The organism is Pseudomonas sp. 58 R 3 (assembly GCF_900006605.1).
In the GTDB taxonomy this organism is placed as follows: Bacteria; Pseudomonadota; Gammaproteobacteria; order Pseudomonadales; family Pseudomonadaceae; genus Aquipseudomonas; species Aquipseudomonas salomonii.
In genome coordinates this window covers 121,638-145,318 of the sequence record NZ_CVTT01000061.1, presented here as the reverse complement: position 1 = coordinate 145,318, position 23,681 = coordinate 121,638, and the positions used below count along the sequence as shown (strand labels likewise).

Sequence of the window (23,681 nt, the reverse complement as noted above, 5' to 3'; positions counted from 1 at the left end):
CGATAGCGGTGTACCAGCCAGCCAATCAGGTGGCAGGAAAACCGCTATCGCAGGCAAGCCAGCTCCCACACAAGATCGCGTTGAATTTGAGTTAATCTGAGCCCCCTTGCCTCTGCCGAGCGTTCCATGTCCGACTTGCTCGACCGTTACCCGCTCACTGCGGGCACCTATCACGAACTGCTCGACGACAGTGGCGCGGTGCGTGCCCATTGGCAGCGCCTGCTCGATCACCTGCAACGCAGTACGCCCGTGCAACTGGCCCAGCGCCAGGCGTTGCTGACGCGCCAGATCCAGGAAAACGGCGTGACCTACAACGTCTACGCCGACCCCAAGGGCGCTGATCGCCCCTGGGAGCTGGATTTACTGCCCCATGTGCTGGCCGCCGATGAGTGGCAGCACCTGTCGGCCGGTATCGCCCAGCGTGCGCGCTTGCTCAATGCCGTGCTGGCCGACCTGTACGGCCCGCAGCGCCTGATCAAAGAAGGCCTGTTGCCGGCCGAACTGGTGTTTGGGCACAACAACTTCCTGTGGCCGTGCCAGGGCATTCTGCCGCCGGACGGCGCGTTTCTGCACCTGTACGCCGTGGACCTGGCGCGCACCCCGGATGGCCGTTGGTGGGTCACCGCCGACCGTACCCAGGCGCCCTCGGGCGCAGGTTACGCGCTGGAAAACCGCACCATCGTGTCCCGTGCGTTCCCGGATCTGTACCGTGATCTGCAGGTTCAACACCTCACCGGTTTCTTCCGCACGCTCCAGGAAACCCTGGCCCGTCAGGCACCCGGTGATGACCAGCCGCCGCTGATCGTGCTGCTCACGCCGGGGCGTTTCAACGAAAGCTATTTCGAACACCTCTACCTCGCACGCCAGCTCGGCTACCCGCTGGTCGAGGGCGGCGACCTCACGGTGCGCGACAGCACGGTGTTCCTCAAGACCCTCAGCGGCCTGCGCCGGGTGCACGCGATCATGCGGCGCCTGGACGACGATTTTTGCGACCCGCTGGAGCTGCGCACCGATTCGGCCCTGGGCGTGCCCGGCCTGCTGGACGCGGTGCGCCAGGGTAATGTGCTGGTGGCCAATGCCTTGGGCAGCGGCGTGCTGGAGTCGCCCGGTTTGCTCGGCTTTCTGCCGAAGATCAACGAGTTTTTGTTTGGTGAAGCACTGATCCTGCCGTCCATCGCCACCTGGTGGTGCGGCGAGCCGCCGGTACTGGCCGAAGCCTTGGACAAGCTGCCGGAATTGCTGATCAAACCGGCGTTCCCGTCGCAAAGTTTCGCGCCGGTATTCGGCCGCGACTTGAACGACGAACAACGCTTGGCCCTGGCCGAGCGCATGCGTGCGCGGCCTTACGCCTATGTGGCCCAGGAGCTGGCGCAATTGTCCCAGGCGCCGGTTTGGCACACGGTGGACGACCATCTGCAGCACCGCGCCATCGGCATGCGTGTGTACGCGGTGGCCAGCGCTGACGGCTACCGTGTACTGCCCGGCGGCTTGACCCGTGTGGCGGCCGAGGCGGATGCCGAAGTGGTGTCGATGCAGCGCGGTGGCGCGAGCAAAGACACGTGGGTGCTGGGCGACCGCGCTGTCGGCGGCGAGCTTTGGCGTGCGCAACGGGCGATTGGTGTACATGACCTGGTGCGGCGCGACCCTTATCTGCCGTCGCGCGTGGTGGAAAACCTGTTCTGGTTTGGCCGTTACTGCGAACGCTGTGATGACAGCGCGCGCTGGCTGCGTATTGTGCTGGCGCGCTATGTCGATGGCGACGACCCGCAAGCCTTGCAGGCCGCTGTCGAGCTGGGCGAGACCTTGCGCTTGTTGCCGGAGGAGGGCGAGTTGCCCGAGCGCCTGCTTGCCGCTTTGCTTGGCGATGACTGGCCGTCGAGCCTGCGCGCCAACCTGCAACGCTTGCAGTGGGCGGCGTCCCAGGTGCGCGGCAAGTTGTCCCGCGAGAACTGGCAGGCCCTGGTGGAGTTGCAGCGTGAAGCCCTGGAACTGGAAAGCGAGACCCCGGATTTTGGCGAGTTGCTGGACTTCCTCAACCGTCTGGTGATGTCCCTGGCAGCCTTGTCCGGTTTCGCCCTGGACGACATGACCCGAGACGAAGGCTGGCGCTTTTTGATGATGGGCCGGCGTATCGAGCGCCTGCAGTTTCTGAGCAGCAGCCTCGCCGCGTTCCTGCGTGGCGTGGCGGTATTTGATCAGGCCGGGCTGGAATGGCTGCTGGAGCTGGGCAACAGCAGCATCACCTATCGCTCGCGCTACCTGGCAGTGCCGCAGTTGATCCCGGTGCTCGACTTGTTGTTGCTCGATGAACAGAACCCGCACGCGGTGCTGTTCCAGTTGAAGCTGGTCAGCCGCACCCTGCGCCGTCTCAATGATGACTTTGGGGTGCCACGGGAAACCGGCCTGGCGCCGTTGGTGGAACGCCTGTCACGTTTCGACCTGGGCTGCCTGGAGAACCCGTTGTTCGGCGAATCCAGTGTGCGCGCCGCGTTGGACGGCCTGGCTGACCTGCTGCAAGCGGTCGCCGATGAGAGCGGGCAAGTGTCGGATCGCCTGGCGTTGCGCCACTTTGCCCATGTGGATGATGTCAGCCAGCAAACGGTGTCGGTGTGATGAGTGCGCGCTACCAGATTTTCCACGATACCCATTACCACTACGACAGCCCGGTGTCCCTGGCCCAGCAGTTGGCGCACCTGTGGCCGCGGCCGTGCGCGTGGCAGCGTTGCAGTTCCCAACAATTGGATATCAGCCCGCAGCCGTCGTCGCGCCGCGATGAGCTGGACGTATTCGGCAACCCGATCACGCGGCTGGCGTTCGAACGGCCCCATGATGAATTGCTGGTCAATGCCGGGCTGACCGTGGAAGTGCTGGCGCGGCCAACCCTGGACTTTCAGCAGTCGCCGGCCTGGGACCAGACCCGCGACAGCCTGACCTACAGCAGCCAGGTGCTGTCGTCTGAGATGCTTGAAGCCTGCCGTTATCGCTTCGAGTCGCCCTACGTGCACCTGAAGAACACCTTCGTCGAGTTCTCCGAAAGCTGCTTCCCGCCAGGCGTGCCCTTGTTGCTGGGCGTGCAGGCCCTGATGCAGAAAATCTTCAGCGAATTCACCTTCGACGCCGAAGCCACCCAGGTCGCCACGCCCTTGGTGGAAGTGCTGGAGCGCCGACGCGGTGTGTGCCAGGACTTCGCCCACCTGATGCTCGCGTGCCTGCGCTCTCGCGGCCTGGCCGCGCGTTACATCAGCGGCTACCTGCTGACCCAGCCACCGCCCGGCCAGCCACGGCTGATCGGCGCCGATGCATCCCACGCGTGGGTCTCGGTGTTTTGCCCGGTGGCGGGCTGGGTGGATTTTGATCCGACGAATAACGTGCAGCCGGCACTGGAGCACATCACCCTGGCCTGGGGCCGTGATTTCTCTGATGTGTCGCCGTTACGTGGGGTGATTCTGGGAGGAGGGAACCATGACCCGGAGGTGCGGGTGACGGTGATGCCGCTGGAGTAACAGTGGGTTGGGGTGAGCAGGGAGGGCCTGCTCACCCCAACAAAATTTATTCAGCCGGGTCTTTCGGTGTCTCGGTGTCATCAGCAGCCACTTCACCTTCAGCATCCGGGTTCAGTGCGCCTGCTTCTTCATCTGCAGCGGCTTTCTTGCGTTGCAGCTTTTCCTCTTTCTTCTGCTCCTTGGCCAGGTCTCTCTGACGTTTGGCGAAGGAGTAATTAGGTTTGGCCATGGGCGATCCTCTAGGGTCGAAGGTGAGGGTGGGCGGCACGCAGCTGCCTTGGGTCGCTATGGTAGCAGCTTAGCAGCGCGATTGGCCTTCACTTACCGCAGGCATACGCGGCCAACAGGCCGTTTAAGAATTGATTGAAGTGCATGGCAGACGCTCCGGTGGGTGATGGAGCGATCATAGGCGGGTGGCTGTTGTTTGGCTGGTAGATTGTGTTGATCAGTCTGATAGCCTAAAGTTGTATACAATCTGTTGATTCAGATCATAAGAATTTCAGCCTGCTTGGGGCACCCTAGTCGCAATACGCGTTTTTTAAACCCTGCCTTGGAGATTCACATGTTTGCCAAAATCGTTGCTGTTTCCCTGCTGACACTGGCGAGCGGCCAGTTGCTTGCTGCAGAGTGCGCGGTCACTGTTGATTCCACCGACCAGATGTCCTTCAACACCAAAGAAATCACGATCGACAAGAGCTGCAAGAAGTTCACCGTGAACCTTGAGCACTCCGGCAGCTTGCCGAAAAACGTCATGGGCCATAACTGGGTGCTGAGTTCCGCCGCCGACATGCCTGGCGTTGCCAGCGACGGCATGGCTGCCGGTATCGACAAGAACTACCTCAAAGACGGCGACACCCGCATCATCGCCCATACCAAGATCATCGGTGCTGGCGAGAAAGATTCGGTGACCTTCGATGTGTCGAAACTGGCGGCGGGTACGGATTACGCGTTCTTCTGCTCGTTCCCGGGCCACATCTCGATGATGAAAGGCACTGTGGTGGTCAAGTAACACCGCGTTATCGTTCATCGCAGGCAAGCCCGCTCCCACACTTGGCCGCATTCCAATATGAGAATGCGGTCAAGTGTGGGAGCGGGCTTGCTCGCGAAGGCGATCTAACAAACACCGCTGGACTAACAGGCTTACCTCACGGCGCGAAGGGCATGACGCGCTTGTGCTCAGTCTTGCGATAGGTGTCGCAGATAATCTTGAACGCTTCCTCACGCACCGGCTCGCCGTGCAGGAACGCATCGATCTCGGCGTAGGTCACGCCGTGTGACGCTTCGTCCGGTTTGCCCGGCGACAGGTCTTCAAGGTCGGCAGTCGGGATCTTCTCCACCAGCGACTCCGGCGCACCAAAGTGCCGCGCAATCGCACGCACCTGGTTCTTCACCAACCCGCTCAGCGGCGCCAGGTCGCAGGCACCGTCACCGAACTTGGTGAAAAAGCCCATCACCGCTTCCGCTGCATGGTCGGTACCGATCACCAGGCCACCGGCTGCGCCGGCGATGGTGTACTGCGCCACCATGCGCATGCGTGCCTTGGTGTTGCCCAGCACAAAATCACGCGACACCGCCGCCTTGCCTTCGAACGCCGCCACTTCATTGGCCAGGGATTTCACTGCCGGGCCGATGTTCACGGTGTGGCGTTCGTCCGGGTCGATAAAGTCCACCGAAGCCTGGGCGTCGTGTTCGTCGAACTGGGTTTCGTAGGGCAGGCGCACCGCGATAAAACGGTAGGCCTCATCACCTGTGCTGGCGCGCAGTTCTTTCATTGCACGCTGGGCCAGCAGGCCGGCGGTCAGGGAGTCGACACCGCCGCTGATGCCCAGCACCAAGCTCTTGAGCCCGGAATTGCGCAGGCAGTCCTGGATAAACCCTACGCGGCGCGCCACTTCGGCCTCAAGGGCGGCCTGGTCGTTGAACGGTGCTTGGACCTTGAGCTGCTGCGCAATCTCACGCTGTACGGCTTGCATGATTCACTCCTTGCTGGAAAGGGCAGGTACTTTGAAAACGTGGCGCAAATAGGCGACAAAATTCGGATCGGTGCAGTGGGTCTTGCCCGCTTCATCGGAAATTTTCGCGACGGGCTGGCCATTGCAGTCGGTCATTTTAAGCACGATGCTCATCGGTTCAACACCCGGGATGTCACAGGTCAGGTTGGTGCCGATACCGAAGCTGACATTAATGCGACCGCGCAATGCGCGGAAAATCTCCAGGGCCTTGGGCAGCGTCAGGCTGTCGGAGAACACCAGGGTCTTGCTCATCGGCTCGATACCGAGCTTGTGGTAGTGGGCGATGGCTTTTTCGGCCCATTGAATCGGGTCACCGGAGTCGTGGCGCAGGCCGTCGAAGAGCTTGGCGAAGTACAGGTCGAAATCGCCCAGGAACGCGTCGGTGGTGATGCAATCGGTCAGGGCGATGCCCAGCAGGCCACGGTATTCGCGTACCCAGCAATCGAGGGCGGCGATCTGGCTGTCGATCAGACGCGGGCCGAGTTGCTGGTGGGCCATGATCCATTCGTGAGCCATGGTGCCCAGGGGTTTCATGTCGAACTCGCGGGCCAGGTGCACGTTGCTGGTGCCGACAAAACGCCCGGGGAAATCGTGCTTGAGCACGCTGACCACTTCTTCCTGCACGCGGTACGAGAAGCGCCGACGGGTGCCGAAATCGGCGACTTGCAGCTCCGACAGTTCCTCGCTGCTGGCATTGGCGGACAGCCAGTCGAACTTGCGGTACAGCTGTTCGCGGGCCTGTTCGAGGATGACGGTCTGGTAGCGGTAGCGGTTACGCACTTCGCTGACGATGGCCAGCATCGGCACTTCGAACAGGATCACATGCAACCACGGCCCGCGCAGGCGGATAAACAACTCGCCGTTTTCGATGCCGGTTTGCACGTAGCGCAGGTTGAAGCGAAACAGCCCCAGAAAGCGCAGGAAGTCCGGCTTCATAAAGCTGATGCGTTCCAGGAAGCCAAGCTGGTCGGGGCTCAGGCTCAGCTCCGCAAGGCGTTCGATCTGGTAGCGGATTTCCGCCAGGTACGGGCGCAGGTCTTCACTGTTGCGGCAACGAAACTCCCATTCAACTTCCACGTTCGGGTAGTTGTGCAGCACCGCCTGCATCATGGTCAGCTTGTAGAAGTCGGTGTCGAGCAAGTTCTGCACGATGCGATCGGCAAACACACTCTCGCTCATAACGGGAATCTCCAGACGGGTCGGCGATGGGCGCCGGCCTTTACGCACTATTGAGGAATGGTGCTAGTGGCGCATAGACCTGTGGGGTTTTGCCAGTGTTTTTTCATTTTGGGATTTTTGTTGCGGCCACTGACGCTTTCGCGAGCAAGCCCGCTCCCACATTCGACCGCATTCTCATGTTGGAACTCGGACAAATGTGGGAGCGGGCTTGCTCGCGAAGACAATATCCCTGACGCTAAATAACCTGCTCCATCATCCACTTCACAAACTCACGCACCTTGGGCACCTCCGCCGAATGCTCCGGATACGCCAGGTAATACGCATCCTGGCTGGGCATCGCATGCTGCCAGGGAATCACCAGCTTGCCCTCGGCCAGCTCTTCTTCCACCAGAAAGCGCGGCAACAAGGCCACGCCACAGCCGACCTGCGCCGCCCGAATGCACATATAAAAGGTATCAAAACGCGGCCCGTGGTAACTGTGCTCGGTCTGATAGCCCTGGCTGGCGAACCAGTCATGCCAGCCCTGCGGTCGCGAAGCGTTCTGCAGCAGCACCAGGTTGCTCAGTTGCGTGGGGTCGGTGAACGGCTGCGCGGGCAGGCTCTCCGGCGCACACACAGGTACAAGCTCTTCGCTGAACAGTTTCAGGCTCTCGGTGCCCGGCCGTGAACCCTGGCCGAAGTAGAAGGCCATGTCGGCCTTGCCTTGCAGCAACTCGTCCGGCTCCTGCTCGTTGCACAGGTCCAGGTGGATCTGCGGGTGGCGCAGGCGCCAACCTTTCAGGCGCGGCACCAGCCAGCGCGCGCCGAAGGTGTAGGGCGTGGACACGCGCAGCACTTCGGTCTCGCCGCCATAGGAGCGCAGGTAGTGAGTGGACATCTCCACTTGTGTGAGAATTTTTCGCACTTCCACCAGGTACAAATCCCCCGCCGGGGTCATTTGCAAGCGGCGGCGTACCCGGCGAAACAACAGGTGTTGCAGCAATTCTTCCAGCTGCGCCACCTGCTTGCTCACCGCGCTTTGCGTGAGGTTCAGCTCCTCGGCCGCGCGGGTGAAGCTCAGGTGGCGGGTGGCGGCTTCGAAACACTGCAGGGCGGTGATCGAGGGCAAATGTCTTTTGTTCAGCACGGCGCGCCTCTTTTTATTCTTTGCATGAGTAAACGGAATGATATCTCGCCTAATCGTCGTTTGTTGGCAAGTCTTGGGCCAGCTACAAATAAGGTCTGGATCGCCGTGTCTGTGGCGGCGCGAATTTTCTGTTTGAGTTTGAAGGAGTGACCCATGGTTGCCGCATTGCTTGATCGTCTCGGGGTGAACCCGGCGCTGTACCAGTCGGGCAAACAGCCCGTGCATTCGCCGATTGATGGCAGCTGTATCGGCAATGTGCACTGGGAAGGTGCCGCGCAGGTGGAGCAGCAGGTCAGTCGCGCCGAGCATGCATTCGAGGCCTGGCGCAAGGTGCCGGCGCCGCGTCGCGGCGAGCTGGTGCGCCAGTTCGGCGATGTGTTGCGCGAATATAAAGCCGACCTGGGCGAGCTGGTGTCGTGGGAAGCCGGCAAGATCACTCAGGAAGGCTTGGGCGAAGTGCAGGAGATGATCGACATCTGCGACTTCGCCGTGGGCCTGTCCCGTCAGTTGTACGGCTTGACCATCGCCTCCGAGCGCCCTGGCCACCACATGCGTGAAACCTGGCACCCGCTGGGCGTGGTCGGCGTGATCAGCGCCTTCAACTTCCCGGTCGCGGTGTGGGCGTGGAACACCACGCTGGCGCTGGTGTGCGGCAACTCGGTGATCTGGAAACCCTCGGAAAAGACCCCGCTGACCGCCTTGGCCTGCCAGGCATTGTTCGAGCGCGTACTGAAGAAGTTCGACGGCGCCCCCGAATACCTCAGCCAAGTGATCATCGGCGGCCGTGACGCCGGTGCCGCCTTGGTGGATGACCCGCGCGTTGCGCTGATCAGCGCCACCGGCAGCACCCGCATGGGCCGCGAAGTGGCGCCGAAAGTCGCCGCCCGTTTCGCCCGCAGCATCCTCGAGCTGGGCGGCAACAACGCGATGATCCTCGGCCCAAGCGCCGACCTGGACATGGCCGTGCGCGCCATCCTGTTCAGCGCTGTCGGCACTGCCGGCCAGCGTTGCACCACCTTGCGCCGTTTGATCGCCCATGAGTCGGTCAAGGAAGACATCGTCACCCGCCTCAAAGCCGCGTATTCCAAAGTGCGCATCGGCCACCCGCTGGAAGGCAACCTGATCGGCCCGCTGATCGACAAGCACGGCTTCGAAAATATGCAGGACGCCCTGGAGCAAGCCTTGAGCGAGGGCGGCAAGGTGTTTGGCGGCAAGCGCCAGTTGGAAGACACGTTCCCGAATGCCTACTACGTGTCGCCGGCGATCGTGGAAATGCCCGAGCAAAGCGACGTGGTGTGCACCGAAACCTTCGCGCCGATTCTGTATGTGGTCGGCTACAGCGACTTCACCGAAGCGTTGCGCCTGAACAACGCCGTGCCGCAAGGCCTGTCGTCGTGCATCTTCACCACCGACGTGCGTGAAGCCGAGCAGTTCATGTCGGCGGTGGGCAGTGACTGCGGCATCGCCAACGTCAATATCGGCCCGAGCGGCGCGGAGATCGGTGGCGCGTTTGGTGGCGAGAAAGAGACCGGCGGCGGCCGTGAGTCGGGTTCGGATGCGTGGCGCGGGTATATGCGTCGCCAGACCAATACCGTGAACTACTCGTTGGAGCTGCCGCTGGCGCAGGGCATTACCTTCGACTGACTCGGCTGATCGTTCCCACGCTCCCGCGTGGGAATGCATCCTGTGACGCTCCGCGTCACGAAAAGCGGACGCGGAGCGTCCAGGGCTACGTTCCCACGCAGAGCGTGGGAACGAGCGGTGGTGAACTCATCCCGGAGTCTGGCAATGGCACTGCGCGAAACATGTTTGTGGGAACAACTCACCCCGGGCCGGCCCGATCGCGCCGCGCTCAAGGGCGAGGTCAAGGTCGATGTGTGCGTGATCGGCGCCGGGATTACCGGTTTGTCCGCCGCGATTCACTTGCTGGAGCAAGGTAAAAGCGTCGCCGTGCTGGAGGCTCATCGCACCGGCCATGGCGGTTCGGGGCGTAACGTCGGGCTGGTCAACGCCGGTATGTGGATCCCGCCGGACGAGATCGAAGCGGGTTTCGGCGAAGCGGTGGGCAGCCAGCTCAACCGCATGCTGGGCGCGGCGCCGTCGCTGGTGTTCAGCCTGATCGACAAATACAAAATTGATTGCCAACTGCGCCGTGAGGGCACTTTGCACATGGCGCACAACACCCGTGGCGAGGCGGACTTGCGCAGTCGCGAAGAACAGTGGAAGCGCCGTGGCGCCCCCGTCGAGCTGCTGACGGGCCAGGCGTGCGAACGGGCCACCGGCACCAAAAAGATCGCCGCCGCTCTGCTGGACCGGCGTGCCGGCACCCTGAACCCAATGGCCTACACCACTGGCCTGGCGAATGCGGCTGTGGGACTTGGCGGGCAACTGTTCGATCATTCGCCGGTCACCCAGCTTGAACGCCAAGGTGCAGTCTGGTCGGTGCAGACAGCCCAGGGTTCAGTGCAGGCGGCGCAAGTGGTGATCGCCTCCAACGCCTATACCGAAGGCGAATGGACCGAGCTGCGGCGCAACTTCTTTCCCGGCTACTACTACCAGGTCGCCTCGGCCCCGCTGACGGACGAAGCCGCGCAACACATCCTTCCCGGCGGGCAGGGCTCGTGGGATACACGCCAGGTGTTAAGCAGTATCCGCCGCGACGCGGATGGCCGCTTGTTACTCGGCAGCCTGGGCAATGGCAACCAGAAACCGACGTGGTTCCTCAAGGCGTGGGCCGATCGGGTGCAGCAGCATTACTTCCCGTACCTCAAATCGGTGCAGTGGGAGTGCACCTGGACCGGCTGCATCGCCTTTACCCCGGACCACCTGATGCGCCTGTTCGAGCCGGCCCCCGGTCTGGTCGCGGTCACCGGTTATAACGGGCGCGGCGTGACCACCGGCAGTGTGGTGGGCAAGGCCTTTGCCGACTACTTGTGTCACCACAACCCACAGGCGCTGCCGATTCCGTTTGCGCCGATGCAACCGCTGGCCGGGGTGGGCCTGCGCAGCTGCCTGTATGAAGCCGGATTTTCGCTGTATCACGCCGGGCAATGCCTGCGGATCGTGGTCTGATCAGCGAAATAGCTGTCAGAAGCCTGCATTTTCTTAGCAGGCTACTAATCTGTATTGGTGCAAGTCGTAGCAATCACGCACTGTAAATGTGCAGTTCCGTTACGCACATTGTTACAGCTGTAGGAACTGTCGTTTAGGCATCCGGTTGCAGGTGCGACCTGCCAGGGTTGTACTTTTTGGATCCATTGGTTGCACCTTTCGATGCTAGACGGTTGCACGTACTGGCAAAGGGAGTCGAAACGCCTGTAATAACAATGACACCGTGTCTTTTTGAAGAATAAAAAAGTAATGGCACGCGCCTTGCTCTGGGCTTTCCTGTGAAAGTTTGACGCGAATTCGTAGTGCCAATAAACAAAAACCTCGGAGCACCACTCATGTCCCAGACGTTTTACAAGAAAGGTTTTCTGGCCCTCGCCGTTGCAGCGGCGCTGGGTGTTTCTGCGTTTGTTCAAGCTGATGTGAAGATTGGCGTTGCGGGGCCGATGACCGGCGCCAACGCCTCGTTCGGTGAGCAGTACATGAAGGGTGCCCAGGCGGCAGCCGAAGTGATCAACAAGGCCGGCGGCATTAACGGTGAGAAAGTCGTGCTGGTTGCCGGTGACGATGCTTGCGAACCCAAGCAGGCCGTAGCCGTGGCTAACCGTCTGGCGGATCAGGACAAAGTGATCGGCGTGGTCGGGCACTTCTGCTCGTCGAATACCATTCCCGCCTCCGAGGTCTACGACGAAGCGGGCATCATCGCGATCACTCCAGGCTCTACCAACCCACAAGTGACCGAACGCGGCCTGGGCGCCATGTTCCGCATGTGTGGTCGTGACGACCAGCAGGGCATCGTCGCCGGCGATTACATCGTCGACGTGCTCAAGGGCAAGAAAGTCGCGGTCATCAACGACAAGGACACCTACGGCAAAGGCCTGGCCGATGCCACCGCTGCCCAACTGACCAAGCGCGGCGTCAAGCCAGTGCTGGAAGAAGGCCTGACCCGTGGCGAGAAAGACTTCAGCGCCCTGGTTACCAAAATCCGCTCCCTGGGCGCTGACGTCGTGTATTTCGGTGGTCTGCACCCTGAAGCCGGCCCGCTGGTTCGCCAGATTCGTGAAGCCGGCCTCAAGGACGTCAAGTTCATGTCCGATGACGGCGTAGTGACTGACGAACTGGTTGCCACCGCTGGCGGCAAGCAATACGTAGACGGCGTGTACATGACCTTCGGCGCCGACCCGCGTCTGCTGCCAGACAGCAAGGCCGTAGTGGAAGAGTTCCGCAAAGCCGGCTACGAGCCAGAAGGCTACACCCTGTATGCCTATGCCTCGCTGCAAGCCCTGGCCGCCGGCTTCAACGGCGCCAAGTCCAACAAAGGCGAGGACGCGGCCAAATGGCTGAAAGCTCACCCGGTGAAAACCGTGATGGGTGAAAAAACCTGGGATGCCAAGGGCGACCTGAAAGTCTCCGACTATGTGGTTTACCAGTGGGATAAAGACGGCAAATACCACCAGCTGGAAAAGCAGAAGTAAGAACAAGCACCACGGAACCAATGTGGGAGCGGGCTTGCTCGCGAAGGCGGAGTGTCAGTCGTTGAATGTGTTTCTGACACACCGCATTCGCGAGCAAGCCCGCTCCCACAGGGGAACTGTGTCGTGATCGATATCTGTCTTTTCCTCCAGAAGCACCGCGCACCCTCCCGTGTGCAGGTGCTCACCGCGTGAGATTGCGTTATGGATGGTATTTTCCTGCAGCAACTGGTCAACGGCCTGACCCTCGGGTCGGTCTACGGCCTGATCGCCATCGGCTACACAATGGTCTATGGCATCATTGGCATGATCAACTTCGCCCACGGCGAGGTTTATATGATTTCCGCTTACCTCGCGGCGATCAGTCTGGCACTGCTGGCTTACTTCGGCATCGAATCCTTCCCGCTGCTCATTCTCGGCACCTTGATCTTCACCGTGGTCGTCACCGGCGTTTATGGTTGGGTCATCGAGCGTGTCGCCTACAAACCGCTGCGCAACTCCACCCGACTGGCACCGCTGATCAGCGCCATCGGTATCTCCCTGATCCTGCAAAACTATGCGCAGATCGCTCAGGGCGCGAAACAACAAGGTATTCCAACCCTGCTGGCCGGCGCCTGGCGCGTTGATATCGGCACGGGCTTCGTGCAGTTGACCTACACCAAGGTGTTTATCCTGGTGGCCGCGTTTCTCGGCATGGGCCTGCTGACCTACATCATCAAATACACCAAGCTCGGCCGCATGTGCCGCGCCACCCAGCAAGACCGCAAGATGGCCTCGATCCTGGGCATCAACACCGACCGTGTGATCTCCTACGTGTTCGTCATCGGTGCCGCCATGGCCGCCCTGGCCGGCGTGCTGATCACCCTCAACTACGGCACCTTCGACTTCTACGCCGGCTTCATCATCGGCATCAAGGCATTTACCGCAGCGGTACTCGGCGGCATCGGCTCCCTGCCTGGGGCGATGTTGGGCGGGATCATCCTGGGTATCTCCGAGTCGTTGTTCTCGGGGTTGATCAACTCTGACTACAAAGACGTGTTCAGCTTCTCCCTGCTGGTGGTGATTCTGATCTTCCGTCCTCAGGGCCTGCTTGGTCGCCCACTCGTGGCTAAGGTGTAAACATGTCTGCTGCCAAATCTATCGATATCAAGAAAAGTGTGGTCGATACGGTCCTTGCCGGGCTGATTTCGTTGATCGTGTTCGGCCCGATCGTCGGCGTTGTGCTCGACGGCTACAGCTTCAACCTGGAACCTGCGCGGGTGGCCACGTTGGTTGCCATTGTGATGATCGGGCGCTTTGCCTTGAGCCTGTTCCTGCAAACCCCCAAGGGCATCAAGGTCCTGCAGGGCTTCGAGAGCAGTGGCTCCGGCGTGCACGTGTTGCCGCCGGACTACAAGTCGCGGCTGCGCTGGATCATCCCGGCATTGATCGTGATCGCCATCGTGTTCCCGATCTTCGCCAACAAGTACCTGCTGACCGTGGTCATCCTCGGGCTGATCTACGTGTTGCTCGGCCTTGGCCTGAACATCGTGGTGGGCCTGGCCGGCTTGCTCGACCTGGGTTACGTGGCGTTCTACGCCATCGGCGCCTACGGCCTGGCACTCGGTTACCAATACCTGGGCCTGGGTTTCTGGAGTGTGTTGCCTCTGGCGGCCATCGCTGCGGCGCTGGCGGGTTGCATACTCGGGTTCCCGGTGCTGCGAATGCACGGCGATTATCTCGCCATTGTGACCCTGGGCTTCGGTGAAATCATCCGCCTGGTGCTCAACAACTGGCTGTCGTTCACCGGTGGCCCCAACGGTATGCCAGTGCCTTCGCCGACCTTTCTCGGCCTGGAATTCGGGCGCAAGGCCAAGGACGGCGGGATTCCGTTCCACGAGTTCTTCGGCATCGATTACAACCCCAACATCAAGTTCATGTTCATCTACATCGTGCTGTTTCTGGTGGTGCTGGCCGTGCTGTACATCAAGCACCGCCTGACCCGCATGCCGGTCGGCCGCGCCTGGGAAGCCTTGCGCGAAGATGAAATCGCCTGCCGCTCCATGGGCCTGAACCATGTGCTGGTCAAACTCTCGGCGTTCACTATCGGCGCCTCGACTGCGGGCCTGGCCGGGGTGTTCTTCGCCAGCTACCAGGGCTTCGTCAACCCGTCGTCGTTTACCTTCTTCGAGTCGGCGCTGATCCTGGCCATCGTGGTATTGGGCGGCATGGGCTCGACAGTCGGTGTGGTGATTGCGGCGTTCGTATTGACGGTTGCGCCTGAACTGCTGCGAAGCTTCTCTGAATACCGCGTGCTGCTGTTTGGCGTGTTGATGGTGGTGATGATGATCTGGCGACCGCGCGGCTTGATCCGCATCAGCCGAACCGGTGTGACCCCACGTAAAGGAGTGGCGCCATGAGCAAGGAAGTCGTGCTCTCCGTGGAACATTTGATGATGCACTTCGGTGGCATCAAGGCCTTGAGCGACGTGAGCCTCAAGGTCAAACGCAACTCGATCTTCGCCCTGATCGGCCCCAACGGCGCCGGCAAGACCACGGTGTTCAACTGCCTCACCGGCTTCTACAAAGCCAGCGGCGGCAAGATCGAACTGAACATTCGCGGCAAACAGACCAATGTGATCCAGTTGCTCGGCGAACGCTTCAAGGCCGTCGACTTCGTTTCGCCAAAAAGCTTCTTCAGCCGCGTGTACTACAAGATGTTCGGCGGCACCCACCTGGTAAACCGCGCCGGGTTGGCGCGGACCTTCCAGAACATTCGCCTGTTCAAGGAAATGTCGGTGCTGGAAAACCTGCTGGTGGCCCAGCACATGTGGGTCAACCGCAACATGCTGGCGGGCATTCTCAACACCAAGGGCTACCGCAAGGCCGAGAGCGATGCCCTCGACCACGCGTTTTACTGGCTCGAAGTGGTGGACCTGGTGGATTGCGCCAACCGCCTGGCCGGTGAGCTTTCCTACGGGCAGCAACGCCGCCTGGAGATCGCCCGCGCCATGTGCACGCGGCCGCAAATTATCTGCCTGGACGAACCGGCAGCCGGCCTCAACCCGCAGGAAACCGAAGCCCTCAGCGCGATGATTCGCCTGCTGCGCGACGAACACGACCTCACGGTGGTGCTGATCGAACACGACATGGGCATGGTGATGAGTATTTCCGACCACATCGTGGTGCTCGACCACGGCAACGTGATCGCCGAAGGCGGCCCGGATGCAATCCGCAACGACCCGAAAGTGATCGCCGCCTACCTGGGCGCAGACGAAGAGGAGCTGGTATGAGTGCGCCTATCCTCGAAATGAAGGACCTGGACGTGTTTTACGGCCCGATCCAGGCCCTCAAAAAAGTCTCGCTGCACATCAACGAAGGCGAAACCGTGAGCCTGATCGGCTCCAACGGCGCGGGTAAATCCACGCTGCTGATGTCGATTTTCGGCCAGCCGCGCGCCGAGTCCGGGCAGATTCTGTACAACGGCGTCGACATTACCCACAAGTCGTCCCACTACATTGCCTCCAACGGCATTGCGCAGTCGCCGGAAGGGCGGCGGGTGTTCCCCGACATGACCGTCGAGGAAAACCTGCTGATGGGCACCATCCCGATTGGTGACAAGTATGCGCAGGAAGACATGCAGCGCATGTTCGTTCTGTTCCCGCGGCTCAAGGAGCGGCGCACCCAGCGCGCTATGACCATGTCCGGTGGCGAGCAGCAAATGCTCGCCATCGCTCGAGCGCTGATGAGCCGGCCCAAGTTGCTGTTGCTGGATGAACCGAGCCTGGGCCTGGCGCCCATTGTGGTGAAGCAGATCTTTGCCACACTGCGCGAGCTGGCGGCCACCGGGATGACCATCTTCCTGGTGGAACAGAACGCCAACCACGCGCTGCGCCTGTCGGACCGGGCGTATGTGATGGTCAACGGCGAGATTCGCCTGACGGGCACCGGCAAGGAATTGCTGGTGAATGAGGAAGTGCGCAACGCCTACCTCGGCGGGCATTGATCCCTGCCCCTGATCGTTCCCACGCTCTGCGTGGGAATGCCGCTTGTGACGCTCTGCGTCACGCTTGGGGACGCGGAGCGTCCTTTGCTGCATTCCCACGCGGAGCGTGGGAACGATCATCCAACGATCATCCACATGTGTTTTTGGGGTGTTTTCAGTGCTCCCGCCAAATTGTGGAAAACAAATCCAGCCCACCTCCAAAGCGCGACATATAGCCGCCGCAAATCCCTGTTTTGTCACAGTTTTGACTTGTCCCCATCCGCTGTGGAACCGGCTGTGGGTAACGTGGGAGTAGCTGGCTGCAAGCCTTTAAAACCGTGGCTTGCAGCGTGGTGGTTGTTTATTGATCAGTCGGTTTTTGCTGGCCTGCCGAGGGCTTTGTCAACCTGTTTAAAGACACAGGTATATGACTGATTTATGTCGGATCAGCCTGTGGATAAGTCTGTGACTAAACTCTGGAAAGACCGCCGCAGGGGCCGGAATGACTGGCCTGGAGCCATCGTTCGGATTTTCCCTCTTGCCATTGGGCTACATACGCCCCGGCCAAGGTCAAGCAAAAAACTTTCTAAAACCGTCTGTAAGCCTTGTATAGAGCGGCCTGGGGCTTTTTACACTTGCCCCCAAAGACTGTGGGCGCAGCTGTGGATAACCTGCGTGCATATGGCTGCAAGCCACGTTCTGTAAGGCTTTGCTTGGGGTGATCAAAAAACAGCCAGTCGTGCATGAAGTTATGCGCTTAGCGGTTGCCGCAATCGCGGCGTAAGGGCATTCTGCTGGCTGTTTTTTTTCCCGATGCCCGCAAGGAGAACACCATGTCCGACACGCTGTTTATTACTGGCGCCACCTCAGGTTTCGGCGAAGCTTGCGCCCGTCGTTTTGCCGACGCCGGCTGGAAACTGGTGCTTACCGGCCGTCGTGCTGAGCGTTTGAATGCCTTGGTCGAAGAGCTTTCCAAGCAGACCGAAGTGCATGGCCTGGTGGTGGACGTGCGTGACCGCAAGGGTATGGAAGAGGCCATCGCCAACCTGCCGCCGTCGTTCGCCAAGCTGCGCGGGCTGATCAATAACGCCGGCCTGGCCGTGGGCACCGACCCTGCGCCCAAGTGCAGCCTCGACGACTGGGAAACCATGGTCGACACCAACATCAAAGGCCTGCTGACCACCACCAACCTGCTGTTGCCGCGCCTGATCGCCCATGGCCGTGGCGCCGGCATCATCAACCTGGGCTCCATCGCCGGTAACTACCCGTACCCGGGCAGCCACGTATATGGCGGCTCCAAGGCGTTCGTGAAGCAGTTCTCGCTGAACCTGCGTTGCGACCTGCAAGGCACCGGCGTGCGTGTGACCAACATCGAGCCGGGCCTGTGTGAGAGCGAGTTCTCGCTGGTGCGCTTTGGCGGTGACCAGGCGCGTTATGACGCGACCTATGCCGGTGCCGAGCCGATCCAGCCGCAGGACATTGCCGACACGATCTTCTGGGTGATGAATACCCCGGCGCACGTGAACATCAACCGGTTGGAGCTGATGCCGGTAAGCCAGACCTGGGCTGGGTTTGCGATTGAGCGTGGGGCCAAGTAAGGCTTAAGACCGCGTTGCGGCTATCGCAGGCAAGCCAGCTCCCACATTTGATCGGGTTCACTCGGTCAAGTGTGGGAGCTGGCTTGCCTGCGAAGGCGTCAAATCGGCCAAAACAGGACATAAGGTACACTCCACGCCTGAAAACCCCTCCGCACTGTGCGGTTTAAAGGTTTTGACGGGAGGAAATGTGAGTAACCGAGGTGAGCAGGCACTGCTCAAACAATCGACGATTCTGATGTTCGCGGTCGCGATCGCCGGGATTGTCACGGGTGTGATATCCGGCGCCCAATCCATTCTGTTCGACGGCTTTTTCTCGCTGATCGCCACCGCCATCAAGGTGTTGATGCTGATCACGGCCAAGTTGATCGCCAAGAAAAGCAACGAGCGCTTCCAGTTCGGCTACTGGCACCTGGAGCCGATGGTGCTGCTGATCGAAGGCAGCTTCCTGTTGCTGATCGCGATCTACGCGTTTCTCAACGGCGTGTTCGGCATTATCAATGGCGGGCGTGAAATCGAATTGGGGCTGGTGATCGTCTACGCGGCGGTGTTTACCGTGGTCGAGTTCGCCTACTTCTTTTACGTGCGCTATCGCAATCGCACGCTGAAATCTTCACTGATCCAGTTCGACAACATCAGTTGGCTGGTGGACGCGATGCTGTCGGTGGGCTTGCTGATCAGCTTTCTTGCCGCGCTGTTGCTCAAGTCCCAGGGCTATGGCGAGTGGGCGGTGTATGTCGACCCATTGATCCTGATTCTGCTGGCCCTGAGCATGCTGGCGCCGGCGTTCAAGATCCTGCGCCCGGCGTTGCGCGAGGTGCTGGGCATCGCCCCGGACCACCTGGACGACAAGGTGCGTGAAGTGATGGACGCGGCCCAGGCCAGGCATGGTTTCGATGACTACGTGTCCTACGTGCAAAAGCACGGGCGGGCGCGGTTTATCGAGATTCATGTGGTGTTGCCGGCCAATTACCCGGTGGCTAACGTCGCGACGCTTGATGAGCTGCGCGAGGAGATATCCACAGGCTTGGGTACGCCGGATGCGGCGCGTTGGTTGACGATCAGTTTTACCGGGGATCGCAAGTGGGTTGCGTGACAGCCAGGTAGACCGAGGTGAGGCTATCGCAGGCAAGCCAGCTCCCACATTTGACTGTGTTCACACATCAAAATGTGGGAACTGGCTTGCCTGCGATGAGGCACTAAAGGTCAACCCAGATGCTGGATCAGGCCCTGGTAGCAGGTCGCCAGGTGATACGGCGTAGTCGACGGCATATCCCGTCGGCTCACCGCGCCTTTGGCATCCAGGCACTCGTGCCAGCCTTTCTGATGCAAAAAGTGCTGTTGCAGCGCCAGCAATTGGCGCTGCAACACCACCTCACTACCCGGCCGCAGGGTCAGCGCCCGCAGGTATTCAGCCTGGGCCCAGATCCGTTGCGTGCCGTCGCGCACGCTGCCGTCCAGGGCGAGCATGCCGCTGACTGCGCCACTTAACTTATCCACACCCTTGAGCTCTGCATAGGCAAATGCCCGCGTCAGCGAGGCATGCAAGGGTGTGCCGCGCAGCACGTCTGACGATTCGAGCAAAAAGAACCACTCGAATTGATGCCCCGGCTCAAACCAGTTATCCACAGCGCCCAGCGGTTTTTCCATCATCACGCCGTGCTGGCGGTCGATGAAGCGCTTCTGCAGGGCCGTGGTGAGGTCCAGCAGCGCATCCTGTGTGACCGCGTCTTCACGCACGGCCAGCGTGGCGAGGAAACCTTCGGCCAGGTGCATCAGCGGATTTTGCAGGGGGCCGGACTTGAGGGATGACCAGTTGCGCTCCAGCACCGCTTCGTACAGGCCGTCGCCGGTGGCGAAACGTTCGGCGACCACGGCCAGGGCCGCGTCGAGTACCGACTCCACCAACGGCTCGCGTACCTTGGCCCAATAGTGGGCGCAGGCGAAGATGATGAAGGCGTGGGTGTAGAGGTCTTTGCGCTTGTCCAGCGGTTTGCCGTGGGCGTCGATGCTGTAGAACCAGCCGCCATGCTCGGCATCATGGAAGTGCCGTTGCAGCGAACGAAACAGCGCCGCTGCACGCTCTTCGGCAAACGCTGCACCGGGCTCGCCGATCAGGCTGGCGAACAGGTACAACTGCCGGGCGCAGGCCATGGCGCGGTAGCGTTGCGGGGGCAATGGCTGGTGATCGGCGCCCAGCGCCTCGTAGGGCAGCGCCAGGTCGGCGTTCCAGCCCGGGCCTTGCCACAGCGGCACGATCAGGGTGTGGAAGTGCGTGAGCACGGCATTCAAGGAAGGTTGGGAAGCGATGGGCATCGGCTGGCGTCGTCACGGCAGAGGTGTAGGCGCGCATGGTAGCAGGCTGATCGTTCCCACGCTCTGCGTGGGAATGCATTTCGTGACGCTCTGCGTCAGGCTTTGGGACGCGGAGCGTCCAGGGCTGCATTCCCACGCAGAGCGTGGGAACGATCAAGCATGGGGCCCTTAGCAGCGGCGCCAATCAGCCCGCCAGCAACCACACCCCAGTCGCCGCCGAAGCTGCCCCGGCAATCCGTACCAACGGTGCAGCAGCGGCCGGCAGAAAACGCACCACGGCATACCCCGCCGCATGCAGAGCCGCCGTCGCGCCGACAAAACCGGCGGCATACGCCCACGGGCTGGACATGTCCGGCAGCTCCAGGCCGTGCGCCACACCGTGGAACAGCGCAAACAGCGCCGTCGCCGCCACCGCCACAAACAGCGGCGGCCGTACTGCCAGCGCCACTGCAAGGCCCAGCGCCAGTACCGAGGCGGCAATCCCGCTTTCCAGCGCCGGCAGTTCCAGGCCTTCAAAGCCGAGCAGGCCGCCGATCAGCATGGTGCCGACAAACGCGCAAGGCAGTGCCCAGCGCGCCTTGCCTTGTTGCTGCGCGGCCCACAGGCCGACGGCGATCATGGCCAGTAAATGATCAATACCGCCCAATGGGTGGCTGATACCGGCCACCAGCCCATTATCGCCATGCCCTGGGTGAGCGAAGGCAAGGGCCGGTGCCAGCAGCAGGGCAGCGGCAGCGAGAAGTTTGTTGAGACCCATACAGGCTCCTTTTTGGGGGTGGGATCAGGCCGCAGTCAGCAAGCCCTGACGTTCGATAAAGGCGACGATTTCATCCAGGCCGACGCCGGTTTTCTGGTTGCTGAACACAAAGGGCTTACCGTTGCGCATGCGTGTGGTGTCACTGTTCATCAGTTCCAGCGAGGCGCCGACCAGGGGCGCCAGGTCAATCTTGTTGATCACCAGCAAATCGGATTTGCAAATACCGGGCCCGCCCTTGCGCGGCAGCTTGTCACCGGCAGACACATCGATCACGTAGATGGTCAGGTCTGACAGTTCCGGGCTGAACGTGGCCGACAAATTGTCGCCGCCGGACTCCACCAGGATCAGGTCCAGGCCGGGGAAGCGGCGGTTGAGTTGGTCCACCGCTTCGAGGTTGATCGAGGCGTCTTCACGGATGGCCGTGTGCGGGCAGCCGCCGGTTTCCACGCCGATGATGCGCTCGGGCGCCAGGGCCTGGTTGCGCACCAGGAAGTCCGCGTCTTCGCGGGTGTAGATATCGTTGGTGACCACCGCCAGGTTGTAGCGGTCGCGCAGCGCCAGGCACAGCGCCAGGGTCAGTGCGGTCTTGCCGGAGCCCACCGGGCCGCCGATGCCGACACGCAAAGGTTGTGTGTTCATATAGGTCTCCTAGGAACGAAACAGGCGGCTGTATTGGCGCTCATGGGCCATACACGCCAGGGACAGGCCGAACGCGGCGCTGCCGAAATGGATAGGGTCGATGTGTGCGGCGTCCTGCTGGGCTTGTTGCAGCAGGGGCAGCAATTGGCTGGTCAGGCGTTGGGCGGCTTGCTGGCCCAGCGGAAGGGTTTTCATCAGCACCGCCAATTGGTTTTCCAGCCAGCTCCACAGCCACGCGGCCAGGGCGTCATCGGGGCTGATGTGCCAGGCGCGGGCGGCCAACGCCCAGCCCAGAGCCAGGTGCGGCTCATCACGGTGAGCCAGGAAGTCGCGTGCGGCGTCGTCCAGCTCCGGTAAACCGTTGAGCAGCTGTTGCAGGGAATAGCCCATCTGCCGGCTCTCCTGATACAGCTCGCGCGTCTCGCGGCTGGCGCGGTGCTCTTCGCACAGCTGCGCCAAACGCGGCCAATCCTGTTCGGCGGCGGCGCGGCAATGGGCGAGCAACAGCGGCGCCTCAAAACGGGCGAGATTGAGCAGTAACTGATCGCTGATCCAGCGCAGGGCACTGGCTGCATCATTGACGCGGCCGTCATCCACCGCCATCTCCAGGCCTTGGGAATAGCTGTAGCCACCAATCGGCAATTGCGGACTGGCCAGACGCAACAGCGCCCAGGCTGGGTTCATAGACGTACGCCGAACTGGTGGAGCTTGGGCGGGTAGTTGAAGTCTTCGTCGCCATGGCGCGAATGGTGATGGCCGCCGCCATAGGCGCCGTGTTCCGGCTGGAACGGAGCCTCGAGGGTTTGCGTGGTGGCGCCGAGCTGTTCGAGCATGGCCTTGAGCACGTAGTCATCAAGCAGGCGCAGCCAGCCGTCGCCGACTTGCAAGGCCACATGGCGGTTGCCGAGGTGATAGGCCGCGCGGGTCAGTTCGAAGGCATTGCTGCAGGTTACGTGCAGCAGCTGTTCAGGGCGGGCGACCACACGTACCACGCGCCCGTCTTCCGCTTGCAGGCATTCGCCATCGTGCAGCGGCGGCTGGCCACGCTCCAGAAACAGGCCGACGTCTTCGCCGTCGGCACTGAAACAGCGCAGGCGGCTTTTGCTGCGCGCTTCGAAGTTCAGCAGCAGTTCGGCGGCCCAGAGGGCTTGGGGGGCGATTCGGCGGTGGATCACCAGCATCAGGAGGCTTCCAGCTATGAGCGATAAGGGAGCTAGAGCAAGGGGCTTGCCAACCCTGTGTAAGGGCGGAAAACCCTTGTAGGTAATATCTGACATGCCACCGAACAGGGCGTCAGTCGATGCCTGTCACGCTTCAATTTGGTGCGTTATCGGGTTTATAGCACTGGATGTGGGCGTTTTGCGTTTAGGTCTGTTGCCAGGCGGATGAAACTTCTTTCATCTGTTTCGCACTTGGTTTTTCTCGGAGTTTTCCTACGCGATTGCAGGATTTGCCGTTCAAAAAGTTACGCGCTGTTTCATTACGATGTGCGCCGTGTTTAATCCACTGCGACGCCGATCATGTTCAAGGTATTTTTAGTTTCACTCATTGTCAGCTTGTCCTGCGCGGTCATACCGGCTTCGGCCAATTTAAAAGCGCCTGTGTCCTTCGAGCCCACCGCCACCATCGACAACGTGATCGATCGTGCCCACGAGCTGCTCGGCACGCCCTATAAAAGTGGCGGTACCAAGGTTGACCAAGGGTTTGATTGCAGCAGCTTCCTGGTCTACCTGTTCAAGACCGAAGCCAATATCCGTCTGCCGCGCACCACCACAGAAATGCATCGATCAAGCGCCGCAACCGTTCAGCGCGAGGCACTCAAGCCCGGCGACGCGGTATTTTTCAAAGGTAATGGGCGCGGCCAGGTCAGCCATGTCGGCCTTTATATCGGCAAGGGCAAATTCATTCATTCGCCCAGCAGCGGCAAACGCGTGCGTATCGATTCATTGAGCAACAGCTACTGGAAAAAGCACTACACCACCGCCAAGCGCTTCCACACCGCGGGCTGACC

22 protein-coding genes are annotated in these 23,681 nt (G+C 61.1%); 13 read left to right on the top strand and 9 right to left on the bottom strand.

Annotation, left to right across the window (positions count from 1 at the left end; translation table 11 throughout):
• Positions 1 to 126 precede the first annotated feature (126 nt).
• Positions 127 to 2,613, top strand: a complete 2,487-nt coding sequence (locus tag BFP92_RS19110) for a circularly permuted type 2 ATP-grasp protein (protein WP_065930664.1) — start codon at positions 127 to 129, stop codon at positions 2,611 to 2,613.
• The gene (locus tag BFP92_RS19105) at positions 2,613 to 3,503 is read left to right on the top strand and encodes a transglutaminase family protein (RefSeq protein ID WP_065930663.1); all 891 of its coding nucleotides are present in this window, start codon (positions 2,613 to 2,615) and stop codon (positions 3,501 to 3,503) included. Before BFP92_RS19110 ends, BFP92_RS19105 begins: the two co-directional genes overlap by 1 nt.
• Before the next feature lie 46 nt (positions 3,504 to 3,549).
• On the opposite strand, the gene BFP92_RS19100 is transcribed toward BFP92_RS19105, so the two are convergent.
• Positions 3,550 to 3,732: a hypothetical protein gene (locus BFP92_RS19100; RefSeq protein ID WP_017138444.1), complete on the bottom strand. Its 183-nt coding sequence runs from the start codon at positions 3,730 to 3,732 to the stop codon at positions 3,550 to 3,552.
• Positions 3,733 to 4,065: 333 nt separating this feature from the next.
• Between BFP92_RS19100 and azu the strand changes: the two genes are divergently transcribed.
• Entirely contained in the window at positions 4,066 to 4,512 is a 447-nt protein-coding gene (azu, locus tag BFP92_RS19095; RefSeq protein ID WP_017138443.1) for an azurin, read from the top strand.
• 136 nt (positions 4,513 to 4,648) lie between these two features.
• Here azu and nadE read toward each other — a convergent pair whose 3' ends face one another.
• The 3 genes from nadE to BFP92_RS19080 form a co-directional block, all read right to left on the bottom strand.
• The gene (gene nadE / locus BFP92_RS19090) at positions 4,649 to 5,476 is read right to left on the bottom strand and encodes an ammonia-dependent NAD(+) synthetase (protein WP_065930662.1); all 828 of its coding nucleotides are present in this window, start codon (positions 5,474 to 5,476) and stop codon (positions 4,649 to 4,651) included.
• A gap of 3 nt (positions 5,477 to 5,479) precedes the next feature.
• Positions 5,480 to 6,694, bottom strand: coding sequence for a nicotinate phosphoribosyltransferase (pncB, locus tag BFP92_RS19085; protein WP_065930661.1), 1,215 nt, complete (start codon positions 6,692 to 6,694; stop codon positions 5,480 to 5,482).
• Between the two features lie 235 nt (positions 6,695 to 6,929).
• Complete coding sequence (locus tag BFP92_RS19080; RefSeq protein WP_065930660.1) at positions 6,930 to 7,820, bottom strand: LysR family transcriptional regulator; 891 nt, start codon at positions 7,818 to 7,820, stop codon at positions 6,930 to 6,932.
• Positions 7,821 to 7,973: 153 nt separating this feature from the next.
• Between BFP92_RS19080 and BFP92_RS19075 the strand changes: the two genes are divergently transcribed.
• The 9 genes from BFP92_RS19075 to BFP92_RS19035 all read left to right on the top strand — a co-directional run bounded on the left by BFP92_RS19075 (position 7,974) and on the right by BFP92_RS19035 (position 19,054).
• Positions 7,974 to 9,464: an L-piperidine-6-carboxylate dehydrogenase gene (locus tag BFP92_RS19075; protein ID WP_065930659.1), complete on the top strand. Its 1,491-nt coding sequence runs from the start codon at positions 7,974 to 7,976 to the stop codon at positions 9,462 to 9,464.
• A 144-nt stretch (positions 9,465 to 9,608) separates the two neighbouring features.
• Complete coding sequence (locus tag BFP92_RS19070; protein WP_065930658.1) at positions 9,609 to 10,892, top strand: L-pipecolate oxidase; 1,284 nt, start codon at positions 9,609 to 9,611, stop codon at positions 10,890 to 10,892.
• A 374-nt stretch (positions 10,893 to 11,266) separates the two neighbouring features.
• Positions 11,267 to 12,403, top strand: coding sequence for a branched-chain amino acid ABC transporter substrate-binding protein (locus tag BFP92_RS19065; RefSeq protein ID WP_065930657.1), 1,137 nt, complete (start codon positions 11,267 to 11,269; stop codon positions 12,401 to 12,403).
• Between the two features lie 201 nt (positions 12,404 to 12,604).
• Positions 12,605 to 13,519 (top strand): ABC transporter permease subunit, encoded by a 915-nt coding sequence (locus BFP92_RS19060; RefSeq protein WP_017136076.1) that lies wholly within the window; start codon positions 12,605 to 12,607, stop codon positions 13,517 to 13,519.
• A 2-nt stretch (positions 13,520 to 13,521) separates the two neighbouring features.
• On the top strand, positions 13,522 to 14,799 hold the full coding sequence (gene livM / locus BFP92_RS19055; RefSeq protein ID WP_065930656.1) for a high-affinity branched-chain amino acid ABC transporter permease LivM: 1,278 nt from the start codon (positions 13,522 to 13,524) through the stop codon (positions 14,797 to 14,799).
• Positions 14,796 to 15,671: an ABC transporter ATP-binding protein gene (locus tag BFP92_RS19050; RefSeq protein WP_017136078.1), complete on the top strand. Its 876-nt coding sequence runs from the start codon at positions 14,796 to 14,798 to the stop codon at positions 15,669 to 15,671. Before livM ends, BFP92_RS19050 begins: the two co-directional genes overlap by 4 nt.
• Positions 15,668 to 16,384: an ABC transporter ATP-binding protein gene (locus BFP92_RS19045; RefSeq protein ID WP_065930655.1), complete on the top strand. Its 717-nt coding sequence runs from the start codon at positions 15,668 to 15,670 to the stop codon at positions 16,382 to 16,384. Before BFP92_RS19050 ends, BFP92_RS19045 begins: the two co-directional genes overlap by 4 nt.
• Positions 16,385 to 17,196: 812 nt before the next feature.
• A complete protein-coding gene (locus tag BFP92_RS19040; RefSeq protein ID WP_056860507.1) occupies positions 17,197 to 17,961 on the top strand; it encodes an SDR family oxidoreductase in 765 nt (254 codons plus the stop codon).
• A gap of 187 nt (positions 17,962 to 18,148) precedes the next feature.
• Complete coding sequence (locus BFP92_RS19035; RefSeq protein ID WP_065930654.1) at positions 18,149 to 19,054, top strand: cation diffusion facilitator family transporter; 906 nt, start codon at positions 18,149 to 18,151, stop codon at positions 19,052 to 19,054.
• Positions 19,055 to 19,164: 110 nt separating this feature from the next.
• Here BFP92_RS19035 and BFP92_RS19030 read toward each other — a convergent pair whose 3' ends face one another.
• From BFP92_RS19030 to ureE, 5 genes are all read right to left on the bottom strand, one after another.
• A complete protein-coding gene (locus BFP92_RS19030) occupies positions 19,165 to 20,274 on the bottom strand; it encodes an AGE family epimerase/isomerase (protein WP_065930653.1) in 1,110 nt (369 codons plus the stop codon).
• 184 nt (positions 20,275 to 20,458) lie between these two features.
• On the bottom strand, positions 20,459 to 21,031 hold the full coding sequence (locus BFP92_RS19025) for a HupE/UreJ family protein (protein ID WP_065930652.1): 573 nt from the start codon (positions 21,029 to 21,031) through the stop codon (positions 20,459 to 20,461).
• A 24-nt stretch (positions 21,032 to 21,055) separates the two neighbouring features.
• The gene (gene ureG / locus BFP92_RS19020) at positions 21,056 to 21,670 is read right to left on the bottom strand and encodes an urease accessory protein UreG (RefSeq protein WP_028615537.1); all 615 of its coding nucleotides are present in this window, start codon (positions 21,668 to 21,670) and stop codon (positions 21,056 to 21,058) included.
• Positions 21,671 to 21,679: 9 nt separating this feature from the next.
• The gene (locus tag BFP92_RS19015; RefSeq protein ID WP_065930651.1) at positions 21,680 to 22,354 is read right to left on the bottom strand and encodes an urease accessory protein UreF; all 675 of its coding nucleotides are present in this window, start codon (positions 22,352 to 22,354) and stop codon (positions 21,680 to 21,682) included.
• Positions 22,351 to 22,851, bottom strand: coding sequence for an urease accessory protein UreE (gene ureE, locus BFP92_RS19010; protein ID WP_017136794.1), 501 nt, complete (start codon positions 22,849 to 22,851; stop codon positions 22,351 to 22,353). The genes BFP92_RS19015 and ureE overlap by 4 nt, the downstream gene beginning before the upstream one ends.
• 339 nt (positions 22,852 to 23,190) lie before the next feature.
• Between ureE and BFP92_RS19005 the strand changes: the two genes are divergently transcribed.
• Positions 23,191 to 23,679: a C40 family peptidase gene (locus tag BFP92_RS19005; RefSeq protein ID WP_065930650.1), complete on the top strand. Its 489-nt coding sequence runs from the start codon at positions 23,191 to 23,193 to the stop codon at positions 23,677 to 23,679.
• Positions 23,680 to 23,681: the final 2 nt, after the last annotated feature.

Excerpts from the sequence above, each read along its gene's own strand:
- ureG (WP_028615537.1), bottom strand. The coding sequence starts at position 21,670 with ATGAACACACAACCTTTGCGTGTCGGCATCGGCGGCCCGGTGGGCTCC.
- azu (WP_017138443.1), top strand. The coding sequence starts at position 4,066 with ATGTTTGCCAAAATCGTTGCTGTTTCCCTGCTGACACTGGCGAGCGGC.
- BFP92_RS19065 (WP_065930657.1), top strand. The coding sequence starts at position 11,267 with ATGTCCCAGACGTTTTACAAGAAAGGTTTTCTGGCCCTCGCCGTTGCA.
- BFP92_RS19100 (WP_017138444.1), bottom strand. The coding sequence starts at position 3,732 with ATGGCCAAACCTAATTACTCCTTCGCCAAACGTCAGAGAGACCTGGCC.
- BFP92_RS19045 (WP_065930655.1), top strand. The coding sequence starts at position 15,668 with ATGAGTGCGCCTATCCTCGAAATGAAGGACCTGGACGTGTTTTACGGC.
- livM (WP_065930656.1), top strand. The coding sequence starts at position 13,522 with ATGTCTGCTGCCAAATCTATCGATATCAAGAAAAGTGTGGTCGATACG.
- nadE (WP_065930662.1), bottom strand. The coding sequence starts at position 5,476 with ATGCAAGCCGTACAGCGTGAGATTGCGCAGCAGCTCAAGGTCCAAGCA.
- BFP92_RS19110 (WP_065930664.1), top strand. The coding sequence starts at position 127 with ATGTCCGACTTGCTCGACCGTTACCCGCTCACTGCGGGCACCTATCAC.
- BFP92_RS19060 (WP_017136076.1), top strand. The coding sequence starts at position 12,605 with ATGGATGGTATTTTCCTGCAGCAACTGGTCAACGGCCTGACCCTCGGG.
- BFP92_RS19050 (WP_017136078.1), top strand. The coding sequence starts at position 14,796 with ATGAGCAAGGAAGTCGTGCTCTCCGTGGAACATTTGATGATGCACTTC.
- BFP92_RS19075 (WP_065930659.1), top strand. The coding sequence starts at position 7,974 with ATGGTTGCCGCATTGCTTGATCGTCTCGGGGTGAACCCGGCGCTGTAC.
- BFP92_RS19070 (WP_065930658.1), top strand. The coding sequence starts at position 9,609 with ATGGCACTGCGCGAAACATGTTTGTGGGAACAACTCACCCCGGGCCGG.
- BFP92_RS19015 (WP_065930651.1), bottom strand. The coding sequence starts at position 22,354 with ATGAACCCAGCCTGGGCGCTGTTGCGTCTGGCCAGTCCGCAATTGCCG.
- BFP92_RS19040 (WP_056860507.1), top strand. The coding sequence starts at position 17,197 with ATGTCCGACACGCTGTTTATTACTGGCGCCACCTCAGGTTTCGGCGAA.
- BFP92_RS19005 (WP_065930650.1), top strand. The coding sequence starts at position 23,191 with ATGTTCAAGGTATTTTTAGTTTCACTCATTGTCAGCTTGTCCTGCGCG.
- BFP92_RS19030 (WP_065930653.1), bottom strand. The coding sequence starts at position 20,274 with ATGCCCATCGCTTCCCAACCTTCCTTGAATGCCGTGCTCACGCACTTC.
- BFP92_RS19105 (WP_065930663.1), top strand. The coding sequence starts at position 2,613 with ATGAGTGCGCGCTACCAGATTTTCCACGATACCCATTACCACTACGAC.
- pncB (WP_065930661.1), bottom strand. The coding sequence starts at position 6,694 with ATGAGCGAGAGTGTGTTTGCCGATCGCATCGTGCAGAACTTGCTCGAC.
- ureE (WP_017136794.1), bottom strand. The coding sequence starts at position 22,851 with ATGCTGGTGATCCACCGCCGAATCGCCCCCCAAGCCCTCTGGGCCGCC.
- BFP92_RS19025 (WP_065930652.1), bottom strand. The coding sequence starts at position 21,031 with ATGGGTCTCAACAAACTTCTCGCTGCCGCTGCCCTGCTGCTGGCACCG.